The organism is Serratia sp. CY81684 (assembly GCF_052166595.1).
In the GTDB taxonomy this organism is placed as follows: Bacteria; Pseudomonadota; Gammaproteobacteria; order Enterobacterales; family Enterobacteriaceae; genus Serratia; species Serratia nematodiphila.
Genome location: NZ_JBJNOO010000003.1, coordinates 795040 through 812286, shown reverse-complemented (window position 1 = coordinate 812286; position 17247 = coordinate 795040). Strand labels below are relative to the sequence as shown.

At 62.3% G+C, this 17247-nt stretch carries 18 protein-coding genes; 10 read left to right on the top strand and 8 right to left on the bottom strand.

Annotated features, from left to right (window positions below; genetic code table 11):
• Positions 1 to 11: 11 nt before the first annotated feature.
• The 3 genes from paaK (at position 12) to paaY (ending at position 2945) form a co-directional block, all read left to right on the top strand.
• On the top strand, positions 12 to 1319 hold the full coding sequence (gene paaK / locus ACJ8QF_RS11665) for a phenylacetate--CoA ligase PaaK (protein ID WP_004935199.1): 1308 nt from the start codon (positions 12 to 14) through the stop codon (positions 1317 to 1319).
• Positions 1320 to 1397: 78 nt separating this feature from the next.
• A complete protein-coding gene (paaX, locus tag ACJ8QF_RS11660; protein WP_076740701.1) occupies positions 1398 to 2336 on the top strand; it encodes a phenylacetic acid degradation operon negative regulatory protein PaaX in 939 nt (312 codons plus the stop codon).
• A 12-nt stretch (positions 2337 to 2348) separates the two neighbouring features.
• Positions 2349 to 2945, top strand: coding sequence for a phenylacetic acid degradation protein PaaY (gene paaY, locus ACJ8QF_RS11655; protein WP_197753289.1), 597 nt, complete (start codon positions 2349 to 2351; stop codon positions 2943 to 2945).
• A gap of 37 nt (positions 2946 to 2982) precedes the next feature.
• On the opposite strand, the gene ACJ8QF_RS11650 is transcribed toward paaY, so the two are convergent.
• The 5 genes from ACJ8QF_RS11650 to ACJ8QF_RS11630 all read right to left on the bottom strand — a co-directional run bounded on the left by ACJ8QF_RS11650 (position 2983) and on the right by ACJ8QF_RS11630 (position 7876).
• A complete protein-coding gene (locus ACJ8QF_RS11650; protein ID WP_021505795.1) occupies positions 2983 to 4380 on the bottom strand; it encodes an amino acid permease in 1398 nt (465 codons plus the stop codon).
• 20 nt (positions 4381 to 4400) lie between these two features.
• Positions 4401 to 5588, bottom strand: coding sequence for an amino acid aminotransferase (locus ACJ8QF_RS11645; RefSeq protein ID WP_442537531.1), 1188 nt, complete (start codon positions 5586 to 5588; stop codon positions 4401 to 4403).
• Positions 5589 to 5646: 58 nt separating this feature from the next.
• Positions 5647 to 6018, bottom strand: a complete 372-nt coding sequence (locus ACJ8QF_RS11640) for a RidA family protein (protein ID WP_442537530.1) — start codon at positions 6016 to 6018, stop codon at positions 5647 to 5649.
• 1 nt (position 6019) lies between these two features.
• The gene (locus tag ACJ8QF_RS11635) at positions 6020 to 6817 is read right to left on the bottom strand and encodes an alpha/beta hydrolase fold domain-containing protein (protein WP_197753291.1); all 798 of its coding nucleotides are present in this window, start codon (positions 6815 to 6817) and stop codon (positions 6020 to 6022) included.
• Positions 6818 to 6964: 147 nt separating this feature from the next.
• Positions 6965 to 7876, bottom strand: coding sequence for a LysR family transcriptional regulator (locus tag ACJ8QF_RS11630; protein ID WP_197753292.1), 912 nt, complete (start codon positions 7874 to 7876; stop codon positions 6965 to 6967).
• A 98-nt stretch (positions 7877 to 7974) separates the two neighbouring features.
• Between ACJ8QF_RS11630 and ACJ8QF_RS11625 the strand changes: the two genes are divergently transcribed.
• Both ACJ8QF_RS11625 and ACJ8QF_RS11620 read left to right on the top strand, forming a co-directional pair.
• Positions 7975 to 8592: a glutathione S-transferase gene (locus ACJ8QF_RS11625; RefSeq protein ID WP_275094933.1), complete on the top strand. Its 618-nt coding sequence runs from the start codon at positions 7975 to 7977 to the stop codon at positions 8590 to 8592.
• Positions 8593 to 8596: 4 nt separating this feature from the next.
• Positions 8597 to 9511 carry a pyridoxamine 5'-phosphate oxidase family protein gene (locus ACJ8QF_RS11620; protein ID WP_442537529.1) on the top strand — a complete coding sequence of 305 codons (915 nt, stop codon included), beginning with the start codon at positions 8597 to 8599 and terminating at the stop codon, positions 9509 to 9511.
• A 37-nt stretch (positions 9512 to 9548) separates the two neighbouring features.
• On the opposite strand, the gene ACJ8QF_RS11615 is transcribed toward ACJ8QF_RS11620, so the two are convergent.
• Positions 9549 to 9764, bottom strand: a complete 216-nt coding sequence (locus ACJ8QF_RS11615; RefSeq protein WP_004935234.1) for a glycogen synthase — start codon at positions 9762 to 9764, stop codon at positions 9549 to 9551.
• 211 nt (positions 9765 to 9975) lie between these two features.
• Here ACJ8QF_RS11615 and gabD point away from each other — a divergent pair, with 211 nt between their 5' ends.
• The 3 genes from gabD (at position 9976) to ACJ8QF_RS11600 (ending at position 12346) form a co-directional block, all read left to right on the top strand.
• Positions 9976 to 11451, top strand: a complete 1476-nt coding sequence (gene gabD, locus ACJ8QF_RS11610; RefSeq protein WP_442537528.1) for an NADP-dependent succinate-semialdehyde dehydrogenase — start codon at positions 9976 to 9978, stop codon at positions 11449 to 11451.
• 90 nt (positions 11452 to 11541) lie between these two features.
• Complete coding sequence (locus tag ACJ8QF_RS11605) at positions 11542 to 11955, top strand: GyrI-like domain-containing protein (protein ID WP_021505800.1); 414 nt, start codon at positions 11542 to 11544, stop codon at positions 11953 to 11955.
• 22 nt (positions 11956 to 11977) lie between these two features.
• Complete coding sequence (locus ACJ8QF_RS11600; protein ID WP_025159860.1) at positions 11978 to 12346, top strand: glyoxalase/bleomycin resistance/extradiol dioxygenase family protein; 369 nt, start codon at positions 11978 to 11980, stop codon at positions 12344 to 12346.
• Positions 12347 to 12352: 6 nt separating this feature from the next.
• Here the strand turns inward: ACJ8QF_RS11600 and ACJ8QF_RS11595 are convergent, their stop codons facing one another.
• Positions 12353 to 12748, bottom strand: coding sequence for a (R)-mandelonitrile lyase (locus ACJ8QF_RS11595; protein WP_015378368.1), 396 nt, complete (start codon positions 12746 to 12748; stop codon positions 12353 to 12355).
• Positions 12749 to 12921: 173 nt separating this feature from the next.
• On the opposite strand from ACJ8QF_RS11595, the gene ACJ8QF_RS11590 reads away from it, so the two are divergent.
• A complete protein-coding gene (locus ACJ8QF_RS11590; protein ID WP_015378369.1) occupies positions 12922 to 13815 on the top strand; it encodes a LysR family transcriptional regulator in 894 nt (297 codons plus the stop codon).
• Here ACJ8QF_RS11590 and ACJ8QF_RS11585 read toward each other — a convergent pair.
• Positions 13812 to 14801, bottom strand: coding sequence for an aldo/keto reductase (locus ACJ8QF_RS11585; protein WP_015378370.1), 990 nt, complete (start codon positions 14799 to 14801; stop codon positions 13812 to 13814). The genes ACJ8QF_RS11590 and ACJ8QF_RS11585 overlap by 4 nt on opposite strands.
• A gap of 305 nt (positions 14802 to 15106) precedes the next feature.
• Between ACJ8QF_RS11585 and pqqU the strand changes: the two genes are divergently transcribed.
• Complete coding sequence (gene pqqU / locus ACJ8QF_RS11580; RefSeq protein WP_442537527.1) at positions 15107 to 17245, top strand: TonB-dependent receptor PqqU; 2139 nt, start codon at positions 15107 to 15109, stop codon at positions 17243 to 17245.
• The last annotated feature ends 2 nt before the right edge of the window (positions 17246 to 17247 follow it).

The following is a 17247-nucleotide window of genomic DNA, read 5'->3' as shown; positions in this document are numbered from 1 at the left end:
TGAGGCTAACCATGACAATAAATCCACAGCCCCTCGAAACGATCGAATTCGCCTCGCGCGATGAGATTGAAGCGTTGCAGTTGGCGCGTTTGAAGTGGACGCTGCACCACGCCTACGACAATGTGCCGATGTACAAGCGCAAGTTCGATCAGGCGGGCGTACACCCCGACGATCTTAAGCAGCTGAGCGATCTGGCGCGCTTCCCCTACACCACCAAGCAGGATCTGCGCGACAACTACCCGTTCGACACCTTCGCGGTGCCGATGGAGCAGGTGGTGCGCATCCACGCCTCCTCGGGCACCACCGGCCGCCCGACGGTGGTCGGTTACACCCAGCGCGACATCGATAACTGGGCCGATATCGTCGCCCGCTGCCTGCGCGCCGGCGGCGCCACCGCCAAAGACAAGGTGCACGTCGCCTACGGTTACGGCCTGTTCACCGGCGGCCTGGGGGCGCACTACGGCGCGGAGCGGCTCGGCGCCACGGTGATCCCGATGTCCGGCGGGCAGACGGAACGCCAGGCGCAGCTGATCCTCGACTTCAAACCCGACATCATCATGGTGACGCCGTCCTATTGCCTGACGCTGATCGACGAACTGGAGCGCAAGATGGGCGGCGACGCGCGCGGCTGTTCGCTGCGGCTCGGCGTGTTCGGCGCCGAACCCTGGACCGAAGCCCTGCGCCACGAAATCGAATCCCGCATGGGCATCAAGGCGCTGGATATTTATGGCCTGTCGGAAGTGATGGGGCCGGGCGTGGCGATGGAGTGTCTGGAAAGCGGCGGCGGCCCCACCATCTGGGAAGACCACTTCCTGCCGGAGATCATCTGCCCGGAGACCGGCGTCGCCCTGCCGGACGGCGAGCACGGCGAACTGGTGTTTACCACCCTGACCAAAGAGGCGCTGCCGGTGATCCGCTACCGCACTCGCGATCTCACCCGGCTCCTGCCGGGCGACGCGCGCCAGATGCGCCGCATGGGCAAGATCACCGGCCGCTCCGACGACATGCTGATCATCCGCGGCGTCAACGTCTTCCCGTCGCAGGTGGAAGAACAGATCATGCAGTTCGAGCAGCTGTCGCCGCACTATCAGCTGCAGGTCAGCCGCAGCGGGCACCTGGACACGCTGGCGGTGCGCGTCGAGCTGAAAGAATCGGCGCTCAGCCTCAGCCACCAGCAGCGTTGCGACATCTGCCACCAGCTGCGCCACCACATCAAATCGATCGTGGGCGTCAGCACCGACGTCAGCATAGCCAACTGCGGCGATATCCCCCGCTCGGAAGGCAAGGCGCAGCGCGTGGTCGATCTGCGGCCGCGCTGAGGCGCACGGCGTCACGGATGACGCCGCCCCAAATTATGTTAATGTTGTGGCTCATCGAAGGCTAACCCATGGAAAAATATGGAACATAAACTGGATGAGTTCATTCGCCACGCCGTCGACGCGCAGCCGATCAGCGGCACCTCGCTGATCATTTCGCTGTACGGCGACGCGCTCAGCCACCGCGGCGGCGAAGTGTGGCTCGGCAGCCTGAGCGCGCTGCTGGAGGCCTTCGGCTTCGGCGATCGTTTCGTGCGCACCTCGGTGTTCCGCCTGCAGAAAGAGGGGTGGCTGGCGGTGGAGAAAATCGGCCGCCGCAGCTTCTACCGCGTGACCGAACAGGGGATGCGCCAGTTCCGCCATGCCGAATCGAAGATCTATCTGCGCGAGCAGCCCGCCTGGGACGGCAAATGGGAGCTGCTGCTGCTGGAATGCGCCGAAAAAAACGCGCGCGCGCGGCTGAAAAAAGAGCTGGGTTGGCTCGGGTTCGGGCAGATCGCCAACAATCTGATGGCCGCCCCTACCCATGCGCAGACCGACGTGACGGCGCTGCTCGGCGAACTCAACGCCAGCGAACAGGTGATCTACTTTCGCGCCGATTACCCCTACAACCGCTCCGAGCAAACGCTGCAGAAACTGGTGGCCGACTGCTGGTCATTGAGCGAGGTGGCGGCCGGCTATCACGAATTTATCGTCTCCTTCCGGCCACTGATGGCGCTGCTGCGCGAAGTCGACCCGGCGGCGCTGACGCCGCTGCGCTGTTTCCAGATTAAGCTATTATTGATTCACTTCTTCCGTCGCGTGGTGTTGAAAGATCCGCTGCTGCCGGACGCGCTGCTGCCCGCGCAGTGGGAGGGCCAAATCGCCCGCAACCTGTGCATCAATCTCTACCAGCAGGTCGATCGCGCCGCGACGGAGTACGTCAGCTCGCTGGCGGAGACCACCATCGGCGCCCTGCCCGCGCCGGCCGCCGGTTACTATCGGCGCTTCGGCGGCCTGCCGCGCGACCCTACATATTAAGGAACTCACGCTATGCCTGTGTATCAGATTGACGGCCTGACGCCGGTCGTTGACCCCAGCAGTTACGTGCACCCGACGGCGGTGCTGATCGGTGACGTGATCGTCGGCAAACACGTGTATATCGGCCCGAACGCCAGCCTGCGCGGCGATTTTGGCCGCCTGGTGATCTGCGACGGCGCCAACATTCAGGACAACTGCGTGATGCACGGCTTCCCGCAGCAGGACACGGTGGTGGAAGAAGACGGCCATATCGGCCACGGCGCCATCCTGCACGGCTGCCGCATTCGCCGCAACGCGATGGTGGGCATGAACGCGGTGGTGATGGACGGCGCGGAGATCGGCGAGAACACCATCGTCGGCGCGATGGCGTTCGTCAAAGCCGCGGCGGCGATCGAAGCCAACAAGCTGGTGGTAGGCAGCCCGGCGCGCGTGCTGCGCGATCTGACCGAACAGGAGCTGGCCTGGAAGATTGCCGGCACCCGCGAGTATCAGGATCTGGTGCAGCGCTGTAAATCCTCGCTGCACGAAGTGGCGCCGCTGACCGAAATCGAACCGGGCCGCCAGCGCCTGAGCTTCGGCGATCACCTGATCCCGAAAAGCCAGCTTTAATCCCCAGGGCTGAGGTGCGCCTCAGCCCCTCCCCGTATTACTCCACTTCCGGCGCCTTGAGCGGCGACGGCGCAGCCGCGCGGCGGCTCTGGAAGTGATAAGCCACCACCAGCAGCAGGGTGAACGGAATACCGAACCACAGCGTCATGCGGAAGAATTCGGTAAACGCCGTCGAGATCATCAGCGCCGTCATCAGCCCAGCGCCCAGCAAGGTGGTATAGGGGAATCCCCACATGCGGAACTTCAGATGGGTCTGCCGGTGCCGGCGGCGGAAGAACAGGTGGGTGACGAAGATCATCAGCCAGGTAAAGCAGGCGCCATACACCGAAATAGACATCATGGCGGCGAACGACGTTTCCGGCGCCACCAGGCTCAGGACGATGGACACCACGATGCCGATGCACGACATCGCCAGCGCATTGACCGGAATGCCGCGCCGGCTGACGCGCCCCAGCGCCGCCGGCGCCTGCCCGGCACGCGACAGCGAGAACATCATGCGGGTGGTGATGTACAGCTGGCTGTTCATCGCCGACAGCGCCGCCACCAGCACGATAAAGTTGAAAATACCGGCGGCGGCGGGCAGATGGATCACGTTCATCGCCATCAGGAACGGGCTTTCGCCGGTGCCGGACTGGCGCCAGGGCACGATGGCCAGCATCAGGGCGATCGACAGCATGTAGAAGATGAACAGCCGCACGATGGTGCCCTTGAACGCCGCCTTCACCGCAATCACCGGATTTTTCGCCTCGCCGGCGGCCACCGCGATCATTTCAATGCTCAGGTAGCTGAAGATGGACACGATCACCGCGAACCACATGCCCTTGACGCCAAACGGCATGAAGCCGCCGGCGGTCAGGTTGCGCAGGCCATAGGCCGGGTTGCCCGAGAACGCCAGAATGCCGATGCCGATCAGAATAAACGCCACGATCGCCGTTACTTTGACGGTGGACAGCGCGTATTCCACCTGGCCGAACGATTTCACGCCGATCACGTTAACGACGATCACCGCCGCCGAGAACAGCAGCACCCACGGCCAGGTCGGCGTCGCCGGGAACCAGAACTGCATGTACATGCCGATGGCGGTGACTTCGGTGCCCACCGCCAGCACCACGCAGGACCAGTAAGAATAACGCACCAGAAAACCGAACAGCGGGCCGAGATAGAATTCGGCGTAGTCGCCGAACGAGCCGGGCGTCGGGTGTTCGGAGGTCATTTCCGCCAGGCTGCCCATCAGCAGCAGCGCAATGACGCCGCCGATCAGGTAGCTCAGCAATACCGACGGCCCCGCCATCTGAATGGCGTAGGCGCTGCCGAGAAACAGCCCGGTGCCGATGGCGCCGCCAATCGCCAGCATCGACATCTGCCCGGCGGTAAGATGCTTGTTCAGCCCACCCTGACGGCGGGCGATATGCTCAAAATCATTCATCTGTGGCATGGCTGGGTTCCCGAGCGGAGTTAGGCGGTGCGAGTGACGTCGAGGATCGCGGCGGTCACATAGTCGATGTTGCCGGGGTTAAGCCCCGGCAGACACATGCGGCCGGGCGAGACCAGATAGATGGCGTAGCGCTGCCGCAGGGTCTGCAGCTGCGCTTCGTTCAGGCCGGTATAGCTGAACATGCCGCGCTGCTCGCGAATGCGCCGGTGATCCAGCGAAGAGCCGCCCTGCGCCAGCCCGGCGGCCAGCTGTTCACGCATTTGCTTGATGCGCGAGCGCATTTCCGCCAGCTCATTGCGCCAAAGCTCGCCGAGTTCGGCGTCGCCGAGCAGGGTTTCCACGATCTGGCTGCCGTGCGTCGGCGGGCAGGAGTAGCTGCGGCGGATCAGCGTTTTTAACGCCCCTTTGACGTTGGCGGCATTTTCCGCATCGGCGCAGCGCACCGACAGCGCGCCCAGACGCTGGCCGTACAGCGCGACGTTTTTGGAAAACGAGTTGCAGACCAAAAACGGCAGATCGGTTTTCAGCGCTTCGCGCAATGCAAAGCAGTCCTCCTCCAGCCCGTCGCCGAAGCCCTGATAGGCGATGTCGAACAGCGGCAGCAGCTTACGCCGCTGCAGCACGGCGAGCGTGGCGCGCCACTGCTCCACCGTCAGATCGGTGCCGGTCGGGTTATGGCAGCAAGGATGCAGCAGAACTACGCAGCCGGGCGGCAGGCTGTCCAACGCGTCGAGCATGGCGGCGAAACGCAGGCCGCCCGCCGCTTCATCAAAGTAGGGATAGGTATTCACCCGCAGCCCGGCACCTTCGAAAATCGCCCAGTGATTGGCCCAGGTGGGATCGGACACCCAAATTTCACCGCGCGCCAGAAAGTGGCGCAAAAAATCCGCCGCCAGCTTCAACGCGCCGGAGCCGCCGACGGTCTGCACCGTGGCGATCTCGGCCGCCTGTTGCTCACCGAACAGCAGCGTCTGCACCTGGCGAGCGAACTGCGGCGAACCTTCGATCGGCGGATAACCGTGCGGGCGACGCAGCGCCAGCAACCGCTGCTCGGCGGCCTCAACCGCCTGCATCAGCGGAATATTCCCCTGCCGATCGTAATACAGCCCAATGCCTAAATTCACTTTTTTCGGATTGGGATCCTGCAAATAGGCTTCCATCAGCGACATAATAGGATCGGCGGCGGAAGGTGCAATCTGTTTAAACATGACGCATCCTTAACTCGTTATTGAATTAATATTAAGACTGACTTAAGAAGAAATTAAATCAGGCGATGGCGCTGACGGTAATTTCTATTTTCATTCCGGGCACCACCAATTTTTCGACAATGACCGCGGAGCGATTGGGATAAGGATAATTAAAGTATTTCCGGTAAATATCATCGAGTAATTTAACGTCGTTGACGTCGGTGAGATACACGATCACCTGCAGCACCTTATCGCTGTGGCTGCCCGCCGCCTCCAGCGTCTGCGCCAGATTATCGAAGGTCAGCGTAATCTGTCGTTCCGGCGCGCCGGTGTCGATGCTGCCGTCCGCCCGCACCGGGCCGTGAGCGGTAAACAGCATGCCGCCGCCCCGGGTGGCCCAGGAAAAAGGCTGGCCGATCTCCGGCAGCCCGGTCTCTACGATCTCGCGCATGTCAGTGGTTCCCGTGGTGGTTAAGTTGGTGAAGCAGCGCGCCGTCGGCGGCGAACAACGCATCCAGAATGGTAAAATGATTGGCGCCTGGCACCGCGACCAGATCGGCCGGCAGCCCGCGTTGGCGTAGCGCCGCATGATAGTGTTGCGACTGACCTCTCAGTTCCGGCAGTTCCAATGCGCCGTAATACAGCGTAAGCGGTTTGCCGCGCGTCGGCAGGCGGCGTGCCGGGCTGAGCGTTTCAATTTGCCGCGCGCTCAGCTGCAGCGCCCGATTAACATAGCTTTGTTGCAACGGCGCCAGCTCGAACAGGCCGCTGATGGGAAAGACAGCATCCACCAACGCATGCTGCTGCCAGAACGCCGCCAGCTGCCCGCCGGCGGAATGGCCGCACAGATAAACCGGATGGGCGTAGTGCGGCGGCAGGCGGCGCTGAATGGCATCCAGCGCCATCCCGATCTGTCGGCATATTTCGTCGAGATCCACCGCCGGCGCGAGCGCATATTCCACCAACACCACGTCAAAACCCAACGCCAGCGGCTCGGCGGCGATAAAGGCGAAATCCGCCTTATCGCAGAATTGCCAATAACCGCCGTGAATAAAAATTAACGTCCCCTGATGCGGCTTGGCAGAATAGAGCCAATCAAATGTTTCGCGTTCGCCGTTGCCATAAGCAATATTATTTTCATGGCGCGTCTGTTTATAAACAGCCGCGCTACGAGTTTGAAATGAAGTCAAAATAGCCGCTTCATTGTCCACCGTGGCGCCGTTATCATAACTCCCCGCAAGTGGTTTCATATATTAAACTTCGTTTATTATTTAAAATGTAAATTAACTATTAGCACCGGCAACATTATTGTCAAGACGGGCGCATCAGCAATGCGCGCCCGGTAAAATAAAACCTGATGAATAATGAAAAAGTTTAACCCATGAAACTTTTTGCGCTTATTTCCCCCGCCCGTCCGGCTGAATTTGCGGCAAGGCGCTGAGCCGTTCAAATGCATAATCCCAAAAGGCGCGCACCTTCAGCGGCATGTGCTGCGCCTGCTGCGCCACCAGCTGTACCGGCATCGGCAACGGCTCATGATCCGCCAGCAGCCGCACCAGCGTACCGGCGGCCAAATCGTCCGCCACCTGATACGAGAGCAACCGGGCGACGCCCTTGCCGGCGCGCACCGCCAGCAGTTGCGCTTCCACGTCGTTGAGCAACAGCCGGGGAGTCAATCGCACGCGCTCGCCGTTTTCCTGCGGGCCGAAGCGCCATTCGCGCAGCGACGGCCGCTGGGTGCCGACGATGGTGGCATGCTCCGCCAGCTGCGCCGGCGATCGCGGTTCACCGCAGCGCGCCAGGTAATCCGGGCTGGCGACCGTCACCCGGCTGACCTGCCCCAGCCGCCGCGCCACGCGGGAAGAGTCCTGCAGATGACCGATGCGCACCGCGATATCCAACCCTTCGTCAATCAGATCGAGATTGCGATCGTTCAACACCATTTCGATCTGCATCTGCGGGTAGTCATCGAGAAACGCCATCACCACCGGCGCCACGTAGCGGCGGCCGAACTGCACCGGCGAAGTAACGCGCAGCAAGCCGCTCAGCTGTGCTTCGGCGGTATCCTGCACCACCGCCTGATAATCCTGCAGCAGCTGTTGCGCGCGCTCCAACAGCCGCGCGCCCGCTTCGGTAGGCGCCAGCCGCCGGGTGGTGCGCTCCACCAATCGGGTGCCAAAACGCTGTTCCAGTGCGGCGATCGCCCGGGTGATCGCCGGCGCCGAACGCCGCAGTTTGCGCCCGGCCGCCGCCAGGCTGCCCTGCTGCACCACCGCCACGAAGATGGCCAACTCGTCTAGCCGATCCATAGATTCTTCCGAAAAGTGAAATTATCAATTTCCACATTGCCGGATTTCGCTCGTTCAACGCAAGAGTATGCTGACAAAAAGCACTGAGGAGAAACGCCATGTCCACCATCACACTCTACGGCACCCCGCTTTCCGGCCACGTTCATCGCGTGGCGTTGCTGCTGCGCATGCTGGCGCTGCCCTATGCATGGGTCGAAGCCTCGGCGGAGGTGCGGCAGAGCGCAGCCTTTCGCCGGCTCAACCCGTTAGGCCAGATCCCGGTCTTGCAGGATGGCGATCTGACGCTGGCCGACAGCAACGCCATTCTGGTCTATCTGGTGAAGCGCTATGCACCGGACAGCCACTGGCTGCCGGAACAGCCGGCGGCGGCGGCGCAAGTGCAGGCCTGGCTTTCCAAAGCCGCCGGTGAAGTCCGCTACGGCCCGGCCTCTTGCCGATTGATCGCCCAATTCGCGGTGCCGGAAGACTATCAGGCGGCGCGGGCGGTCAGCGATCGTTTCCTGCCGCAGATGGAACAGCACCTGAGCGAGCGGGACTACCTGGCCAGCGAACACCCGACCATCGCCGATCTGGCCTGCCACAGCTACGTGGCGGTCGCGGCCGAAGGCGGCATTTCTCTGGCGCCTTACCCGGCGATACGTCGCTGGGCGGCGCGCATCGCTGCACTGCCCGGCTTCTTTGCCATGCCGGCCCTGCCGGAACCGGCGGGGAGCTGACGCCATGATCCCGCAACTGTTCCATCCCGATGAGCTGCGCGCGCAGACGCTGGCCGGGTTTGGCGGCGTAGGCGGTGGCATCTACCCTGCGATGCCGGATCAGCACCGCGCGTTTTTCGCCGCGCTGCCCTACCTGTTCGTCGCCACGCTGGATGAACAAGGCTGGCCGATTGCCACCCTGTTCACCGGCCCGCCCGGATTTTTACGCACGCCGGACGACACTCATTTACGCATCAGCGCGCTGCGCCGCAGCGACGATCCCGCCCAGGCGCTGTTGCTGCCCGGCAAACCGGTCGGCGCGCTCGGGCTGGATTTCAGCAACCGGCGGCGCAACCGCGCCAACGGCACCGTCGGCCGCACCGACAAAAACCGGGTGGAGATCGTCGTTCAGCAAAGCTTCGGTAACTGCCCGCAGTACATTCAGCGCCGCGAACTCTACCCGGTGGACAGCCGGCCACAGCCGGTTGAGCATTTAATCTCGCTGGATGCGGCGGCGCAGGCGCTGATCCGCACCGCGGATACCAGCTTCGTTGCCAGCTGCGCGCACCTGGCACTGGCGCAGGGCGGCGTCGATATTTCCCATCGCGGCGGCCGCCCCGGCTTTATCCACCTGGAAGGTGACACGCTGTGGATGCCGGACTTTCGCGGTAACCGCTATATGAACACGCTGGGCAATCTGCTGGCCGAACCGCGGGCGGCGCTACTGTTCATCGATTTTGAACGCGGTGACGTGCTGCATCTGCAGGGGGAAACGCAGATCCTCTGGCAAGCAGAGGGGCATCCCGGTGTTGAAGGCGCAGAACGCTATTGGCGGTTTGACGTTCGCCGCGCCTGGCGTTTTACGGCGGCGTTGCCGTGGCGGGGGCGTAATCTGGAGTATTCGCCGGCGACGCTGGCGACCGGGGTGTGGCAGCGCTGAAATGAAAAGCCCCGCTGCGGCGGGGCTGGTTCGGAAATTACAGGCTGTGTTCGGCCGCCGATGCGGCCTGATAAAGCTGACGAAAATAATTCAACCGCGCAAAGAACAGGCGGCTTTGCTGCTCCGACATATTGCCGGCCACCTGCCCGGCGTCAATCTGTCGCCCTTGCCATTCCATCAGAGCGATGCTCGACGCCAAAAAATCCATTTCGCTGCCGTAGGCCGCGAGATGTCTATCCACTGATTTCATCATTCGCACACTCCTTTTAATTACATCGAAAAGGGTCATATGCCTGCTCTTTCAGTATCGGCCCGGCGAAGGATATTTTTTGTACAGAAGGTGCGCATAAAGAAAACCACCATCTTGTTGCCGCGTGGACAAACGGCGGCGGCAAAATTTGCTAGGGTAAAGGGTAGCCGTATGGGATAGACCACTCTGTTGAACTCAGCAAAGGAAGAGACTCATGAGCACCAGTATCTGCGCTACCCTCAAGGATCCCACGCTGTTCCGCGAGGCCAACTACATCGACGGGCAATGGTTGCCGGCCCAGGAAGGCCGTTCGATCGCCATTCATAATCCCGCCAACGGCGAACGGATCGGCCACGTACCGGCCTTCGGCGCCGAAGAAACCGCACGCGCCATCGCCGCCGCCAAAAAAGCGCTGCCCGCCTGGCGCGCGTTAACCGCCAAAGAGCGCGCCGGCAAGCTGCGCCGGCTGTTTGAATTGATGATGGAAAATCAGGAAGATCTGGCGCGCATCATGACGGCGGAACAGGGCAAACCGCTGGCCGAAAGCCGCGGTGAAATCGCCTATGCCGCCTCCTTTATCGAATGGTTCGCCGAGGAAGGCAAGCGGGTGTATGGCGACACCATTCCACAGCCCCAGGCCGGTCGCCGCATCATCGTGCAAAAAGAGCCGATCGGCGTGTTCGCCGCCATCACCCCGTGGAACTTCCCGGCGGCGATGATCACCCGCAAAGCCGGCCCCGGCTGGGCCGCAGGCTGCACCGGGGTGATCCGCCCCGCCAGCCAGACCCCGTTCTCGGCGCTGGCGATCGCCGTGCTGGCGGAGCGCGCCGGGCTGCCCGCCGGGGTGTGCAACGTGATAACAGGCCCCAGCAAAGGCATCGGCGGCGAACTCACCGCCAACCCGGACGTGCGCAAACTCTCCTTCACCGGCAGCACCGAAGTCGGTGCGCAGCTGCTGGCCCAGTGTGCGCCCACCATCAAGAAAACCAGCATGGAGCTGGGCGGCAACGCGCCGTTTATCGTGTTTGACGACGCCGATCTGGGCGCCGCCGTGGCCGGCGCGGTCGCTTCGAAATACCGCAACGCTGGCCAGACCTGCGTCTGCACCAACCGTTTTCTGGTGCAAGACGGCGTATACGATGCCTTCGCAGCCAAACTGAAAGCCGCCGTCGCCAAGCTGAAAGTCGGCAACGGCCTGGATGACGGCGTCACCATCGGCCCGTTGATTAACCCGGACGCGGTGGAAAAAGTGCGCGAGCATATCGCCGACGCCGTCGAGCACGGCGCCTCGGTGCTGCTGGGCGGCAAGCCTGACGCGCTGGGCGGCAATTTCTTCACCCCGACTATCCTGACCGATGTGCCGCGCACGGCGAAAATCTTCCGCGAGGAGACGTTCGGCCCGGTGGCGCCCCTGATCCGCTTCAGCCAGGAGGCCGACGCCGTCGAACTGGCCAACGACACGCCGTTCGGCCTGGCCGCTTACTTCTACAGCCGCGATATCGGCCGAGTGATGCGCGTGGCCGAAGCGCTGGAGTACGGCATTGTCGGCATCAACGAAGGGTTGATTTCCACCGAGGTGGCGCCGTTCGGCGGCATGAAACACTCCGGTTTGGGCCGCGAAGGATCGAAGTACGGCATCGAGGACTATCTCGAAATCAAATACCTATGCCTTGGCGGCGTGGATGCCTGATGCGTTCGGCCCCCGCACCTGCGGGGGTTCTGTCTGGCGTTTGCTATCTTTAGGTTAGGCATCTTTGTGCGGTTAAAAGGGATTGTCTCTATGCGGCCCATCTCGGTACATCTGCCCGGCTTTTACGTCGCCGGCCAAACAGTCAGAACCACCAACCAGAACGAAACCCAAGCCGAAACGGCAAAGATTCCCGCGCTGTGGTCAGATTTTTTCGCTACCTCACCCGCCCTGCCGGTATACGGGGTCTATTCCAATTACGCTTCCGACGCCAGCGGGCCGTTTGACGTCACCGCCGGCAGTGAGGCACAGAGCGGTTTACACATCCAACCCGGCCGCTATCTGGTCTTCTCCGCCCGTGGCGCGATGCCGGCGGCGGTCATCGCAAGCTGGCAGCGCATCTGGGCCTACTTCGAACAACACCCAGAGATCGAACGCCGCTTCCTGACCGACTTCGAAGCCTATACCGGCCCCGACGCGGTCGATATCCACATCGGCTGCCGCTAACGCGACAATGAGGTCAACGATGATCGCCTTCTCGCCCGCCATTCCGATCCTGCGTATCTTTTCGGTCGACAAGGCCAAAGAGTTTTACCTGGATTTTCTCGGTTTCACGCTGGAATGGGAGCACCGTTTCAGCGAAGACCTGCCGCTGTACATGCAGATTGCCCGCGCCGGGCTGACGCTGCACCTGAGCGAACACTACGGCGACAGCACGCCCGGCGCCGCCATTTTCATTCCGATGCAGGACATCGATGCGCTGCACCGGGAGCTCACGGCCAAAAACTACCGCTATGCACGGCCGGGCCTGGAGATTGTCGATTGGGGCAAGGAACTGAACCTCACCGATCCGTTCGGCAACCGCCTGCGGTTCTGCGAACAGAACCGCAGGTCCTGAGCGCCGTTATTGCCGGTACTCCGCCTCGCTGACCGGCTCCAGCCAGGTCACCGGAGTGCCGTCCAGCGCTTCGGCGATGGCGATATGAGTCATGGCGGAGTCCGGCGTCGCACCGTGCCAGTGTTTGACGCCAGCCGGGATCCAGACGATATCGCCGGGATGCATTTCCTGCGTGGCCTCGCCCCACATCTGGATCCAACCGCGCCCCTGAGTGACGATCAGCGTCTGGCCGAGCGGATGCGTATGCCAGGCCGTGCGGGCGCCGGGCTCAAAGGTGACGGTTGCGCCGCCCACTCTGGCCGGCGCTTCGCCGGCGAACGGCGCGTCGATGCGCACCTGCCCGGTAAAATAATCCGCCGAACCGCGCTGTGATGGGATCGAACCGCTGCGTTGTATTTTCATCTGTTTTATCCTCCGCGCCGGCTCTCACAACCGGCGCTGATAGTCATAAGTGAGTGATGCCAAGATAGCGCCATGCTTTTCCGCCGACTAGCGGGTAAAATGCGCAAGGAGCTATGAGCTAAATTCATAAATCTACGCGCGGCCGCGCCCTAACCTTGCTCTTCGGTGCCGATATGTTGAAAGAAAACGTTAACGACCTGATCGCTTTCCTGATGGTGGCCAGAGAACGCAGCTTCACCAAAGCGGCGGCGCAGCTTGGCGTTTCCCAATCGGCGCTCAGCCACGCTATACGCGGGCTGGAAGAGCGCCTGGCGCTGCGCTTGCTCACGCGCACCACCCGCAGTGTCGCCCCTACAGAGGCCGGTGAGCGGCTGCTCAACAGCATCGGTCCGCGCTTTGCGGAGATAGAAAACGCGCTGAACGCGCTGGGTGAAATGCGCGATCGCCCGGCCGGCAACATCCGCATTACCGCCGGCGAACATGCGGTGGATGCGGTGCTGTGGCCGGTGCTGCGCACTTTCCTCATCGATTACCCGGACATCAACGTGGAAATCACCGTCGACAATAGTCTGGCCGACATCGTCGTCGGGCGTTTCGACGCCGGCATCCGGCTGGGGGAACAGGTGGCGAAGGACATGATCGCGGTGCGCATCGGGCCGGACATGCGCATGGTGGCCGTCGCCTCACCCGCCTATTTCGCCCGTCACGGCCTCCCCGCCACGCCGCAGGCATTGCAAAACCACCGTTGCATCAACATGCGTTTGCCCACCCTCGGCGGGCTGTACGCCTGGGAATTTGCCCGCGATGGCCGGGAGATCAAAGTACGTGTGGAGGGGCAACTGACCTTCAACAGCCTGCGCCAGCGGATCGACGCTGCGCAGCTCGGCCTCGGTATCGCCTTTGTGCCGGAAGACAGCGTCGCCGAGCCGTTGGCCGACGGGCGGTTGCAGATGACGCTGGACGACTGGTGCCCGCCGTTTCCCGGTTATTACCTCTATTATCCAAGCCGCAGGCAACACACCACCGCCTTTGCGCTGCTGATTGAGGCGTTGCGGCGCGGGGCTTAACGCCCGACGTTTTTCTGCAGATGCGCCGGGTAACGATCGCCGATCACGTCGATAGCGGAGAGCGCGCGCTCAATCTCGCCCAGTTCGTCCGCCGCCAACACCACCGACGCCGCCGCGAGGTTCTCTTGCAGCCGATGACGCTTGGTGGTTCCCGGGATTGGCACGATCCACGGCTGTTGCGCCAACAGCCAGGCCAAGGCGATCTGCGCCGACGTCACGCCCTTGCGCTGAGCTATCTGCCCCAGCACGCTCACCAGCGCCTGATTGGCCCGGCGTGCTTCGGCGCTGAAGCGCGGCACCAGGTTGCGAAAATCGCCGCTGTCAAAGGCGGTGTCTTCGGTGATGGCGCCGGTGAGAAAGCCCTTGCCGAGCGGGCTGAACGGCACCAGACCGATGCCCAATTCCGCCAGCGTCGGCAAGATTTCACGCTCCGGCTCGCGCCACCATAGCGAATATTCGCTTTGCAGCGCCGTAATCGGCTGCACCGCATGGGCTCGCCGGATGGTTTGCGCTCCGGCTTCCGACAAGCCGAAGTACTTCACTTTCCCTTCGCGAATCAGTTGCTGCACCGTACCGGCCACCTCCTCGATAGGCACTTCGGGATCGACGCGATGTTGATACAGCAAATCGATCGTCTCTACCCGCAGGCGCTTCAACGAACCTTCCACCGCCCGGCGAATATGCTCCGGACGGCTGTTCAACACCTGTTGCCCCGCCGGCTGCGGCAGATCGAAACCGAACTTGGTGGCGATGACGACCCGATCGCGCACCGGCGCCAGCGCTTCGCCCAACAATTCCTCGTTGGTGAACGGACCATAAATCTCGGCGGTATCGAAGAACGTCACGCCCTCGTCAACCGCGGCGCGGATCAGATCGATCGCCTGCCGTTTGTCGGTGGCCGGGCCGTAGCCAAAACTCAGCCCCATACAGCCCAGACCCAACGCCGATACTTCCAGCCCTTCTCGCCCTAACTTGCGTGTTTGCATCTTCACTCTCCCACTGAATGATACCGGCTCCGCCTGACGCGGCGCCGCTCCGGTGTGGTGACTGTAAAAGGCGGCTGCCGCCATGACTATGGGGCAAAATACGCTTGAGCTTATGAACCAGGCTCATGAATCCGTTAACCGTTGCTGGGACCAGCGTTTTTGCGGGAACGTTCCTGCCCGAGATACTCTATACTGATGTCAGGATGCCTTACCCTTTTCGTTTAGCGTCATGTAGATGGAGCGACAGATGGCTAACTCTGAATCGACCTGCGATTCCCTTTCAATACCAGTGGCAGATTTATTCCATGACCAATAAGAAAAGCGCCGTGCTTACCCCGGCTGCAATGCTATTGCTACAACCCATGTTTGCCAGCCAGGCACTGGCGGCAGAAAATAATGAAGAGAAAAGCGACACCCTGGTGGTGATGGCGCAACCCATCGGATTGACCGAGCTGGGATCGCCGGTGTCCGTCAGCGTGATCGACGGGCAAGACCTGCGCAACGCCGCCCCGCAGATTAACCTGTCGGAAAACCTCGGCAGCGTGCCGGGCCTGCAGCTTCAAAACCGGCAAAACTATGCGCAGGATCTGCAGCTGTCGATACGCGGGTTCGGCAGCCGCTCGATGTTCGGCGTGCGCGGGGTGCGCATGTACGTCGACGGCATTCCCGCCACCATGCCCGACGGCCAGGGGCAAACCTCCAATATCGACATCAATTCCGTCGAACGCATCGAGGTGCTGCGCGGCCCCTATTCCGCGCTGTACGGCAACGCCTCGGGCGGGGTGATCAATGTTGATACGATTACCGGCACCCAGCCGCCGACGCTGGAGGCCGGCGGCTATTTCGGCAGCGACAACACCTGGCGCTACGGGGTGAAAGCGACCGGCGCCACCGGCGACGGCACCCAGGCCGGCGACGTCAACTACGCCATCTCGGGCACCCGCTTTACCACCCAAGGCTACCGCGATCACAGCGCCGCGCGCAAAAACCTCGGCAACGGCAAGCTCGGCGTGCGGCTGGACGACGTCAGCACCCTGACGCTGATGTTCAACAGCGTCTCGATTGACGCCGGCGATCCGGGCGGCCTGACCGAAGCGGAATGGAAGGAAAACCCGCGCCAGGCGCCGCGCGCGGATCAATACAACACCCGCAAGTCGCTCGATCAGACCCAGGCCGGCCTGCGCTATCAGCGCCAGATGAGCGAGCGCGACGAACTGACGCTGACCGCCTACCACGGCGAGCGCCACACCACGCAGTACCAATCCATTCCACGCGGGCCGCAGCTCAACCCCACCCACGCCGGCGGGGTGATCGTGCTGGAAAGAAAATATCAGGGCATTGACACTCGCTGGAAGCATGAGGATACTCTCGCCTCGTTACCGGTAACACTGATCGGCGGTCTGGATTATGAAACCATGACCGAACGCCGGCAGGGGTTCGAAAACTTTATTCTGCGAGACGGCACAGTGGACTACGGCGAGAAAGGCGACCAGCGGCGCAACGAGAAGAACCGCATCTGGAACCTGGATCCTTACCTGCAAACCTCCTGGCAACTGACGCCGCACTGGACGCTGGACGCCGGCCTGCGCTACAGCACGGTCAGCTTCGACTCGACCGACTATTACATTACGCCGCGCAACGGCGACGACAGCGGCAGCAAACGCTACCACCAGTGGCTGCCGATGGGCTCGCTCAACTATAAAATCAATCCGGCGTGGAACGTTTATCTCTCCGCCGGCCGCGGCTTTGAAACCCCGACCACCACCGAACTCTCCTACCGCCCCGACGGCCAGCCAGGCCTCAACCTCGGCCTGCAGCCGTCCACCAGCGACACCGTCGAACTGGGCAGCAAACTGCGCCTCGGCAACGGCCTGGTGAGCGCCGCCCTGTTCCAGACCAATACCGACAACGAGCTGGTGGTGGCGAAAAGCCAATACACAAATACTACCTACGCCAACGCTGGCAAAACCCGGCGGCGCGGCCTTGAGCTGGCGCTGGATCAAGAGTTCGCGCTGGACTGGCGCCTGCATATGGCCTGGACGCTGCTGGACGCCACCTACCGCAGCGAAATGTGCGGTAAATCCGGCTGTACCCCCGCCGGCAATCGCCTGCCGGGCATCGCCCGCAACATGGGCTACGCCTCGCTGGCCTATGCCCCGCCGGAAGGCTGGCACGCCGGCGCGGAGCTGCGCTACATGAGCGACATTCAGGCCAATGACGCCAATAGCGCGCAGGCTCCCGCTTACACCGTGGCCGGCGTAAACGCCGGTTATCGCTTTACCTGGAACCGCTGGGCGCTGGACGTGTTCAGCCGGGTGGACAATGTTTTCGATCGCCGATACGTCGGTTCGGTGATCGTCAACGAAGGCAACGGCCGCTACTTCGAGCCGGCGCCGGGGCGCAACTGGGGTGGCGGCGCCACCTTGTCTTATCGCTTTGAATAAGG

Excerpts from the sequence above, each read along its gene's own strand:
- gabD (WP_442537528.1), top strand. The coding sequence starts at position 9,976 with ATGAGCACCAGTATCTGCGCTACCCTCAAGGATCCCACGCTGTTCCGC.
- ACJ8QF_RS11605 (WP_021505800.1), top strand. The coding sequence starts at position 11,542 with ATGCGGCCCATCTCGGTACATCTGCCCGGCTTTTACGTCGCCGGCCAA.
- pqqU (WP_442537527.1), top strand. The coding sequence starts at position 15,107 with ATGACCAATAAGAAAAGCGCCGTGCTTACCCCGGCTGCAATGCTATTG.
- ACJ8QF_RS11640 (WP_442537530.1), bottom strand. The coding sequence starts at position 6,018 with ATGCGCGAGATCGTAGAGACCGGGCTGCCGGAGATCGGCCAGCCTTTT.
- ACJ8QF_RS11635 (WP_197753291.1), bottom strand. The coding sequence starts at position 6,817 with ATGAAACCACTTGCGGGGAGTTATGATAACGGCGCCACGGTGGACAAT.
- paaK (WP_004935199.1), top strand. The coding sequence starts at position 12 with ATGACAATAAATCCACAGCCCCTCGAAACGATCGAATTCGCCTCGCGC.
- ACJ8QF_RS11585 (WP_015378370.1), bottom strand. The coding sequence starts at position 14,801 with ATGCAAACACGCAAGTTAGGGCGAGAAGGGCTGGAAGTATCGGCGTTG.
- paaY (WP_197753289.1), top strand. The coding sequence starts at position 2,349 with ATGCCTGTGTATCAGATTGACGGCCTGACGCCGGTCGTTGACCCCAGC.
- ACJ8QF_RS11630 (WP_197753292.1), bottom strand. The coding sequence starts at position 7,876 with ATGGATCGGCTAGACGAGTTGGCCATCTTCGTGGCGGTGGTGCAGCAG.
- ACJ8QF_RS11595 (WP_015378368.1), bottom strand. The coding sequence starts at position 12,748 with ATGAAAATACAACGCAGCGGTTCGATCCCATCACAGCGCGGTTCGGCG.
- ACJ8QF_RS11625 (WP_275094933.1), top strand. The coding sequence starts at position 7,975 with ATGTCCACCATCACACTCTACGGCACCCCGCTTTCCGGCCACGTTCAT.
- ACJ8QF_RS11590 (WP_015378369.1), top strand. The coding sequence starts at position 12,922 with ATGTTGAAAGAAAACGTTAACGACCTGATCGCTTTCCTGATGGTGGCC.
- ACJ8QF_RS11645 (WP_442537531.1), bottom strand. The coding sequence starts at position 5,588 with ATGTTTAAACAGATTGCACCTTCCGCCGCCGATCCTATTATGTCGCTG.
- ACJ8QF_RS11650 (WP_021505795.1), bottom strand. The coding sequence starts at position 4,380 with ATGCCACAGATGAATGATTTTGAGCATATCGCCCGCCGTCAGGGTGGG.
- ACJ8QF_RS11620 (WP_442537529.1), top strand. The coding sequence starts at position 8,597 with ATGATCCCGCAACTGTTCCATCCCGATGAGCTGCGCGCGCAGACGCTG.
- ACJ8QF_RS11615 (WP_004935234.1), bottom strand. The coding sequence starts at position 9,764 with ATGATGAAATCAGTGGATAGACATCTCGCGGCCTACGGCAGCGAAATG.
- paaX (WP_076740701.1), top strand. The coding sequence starts at position 1,398 with ATGGAACATAAACTGGATGAGTTCATTCGCCACGCCGTCGACGCGCAG.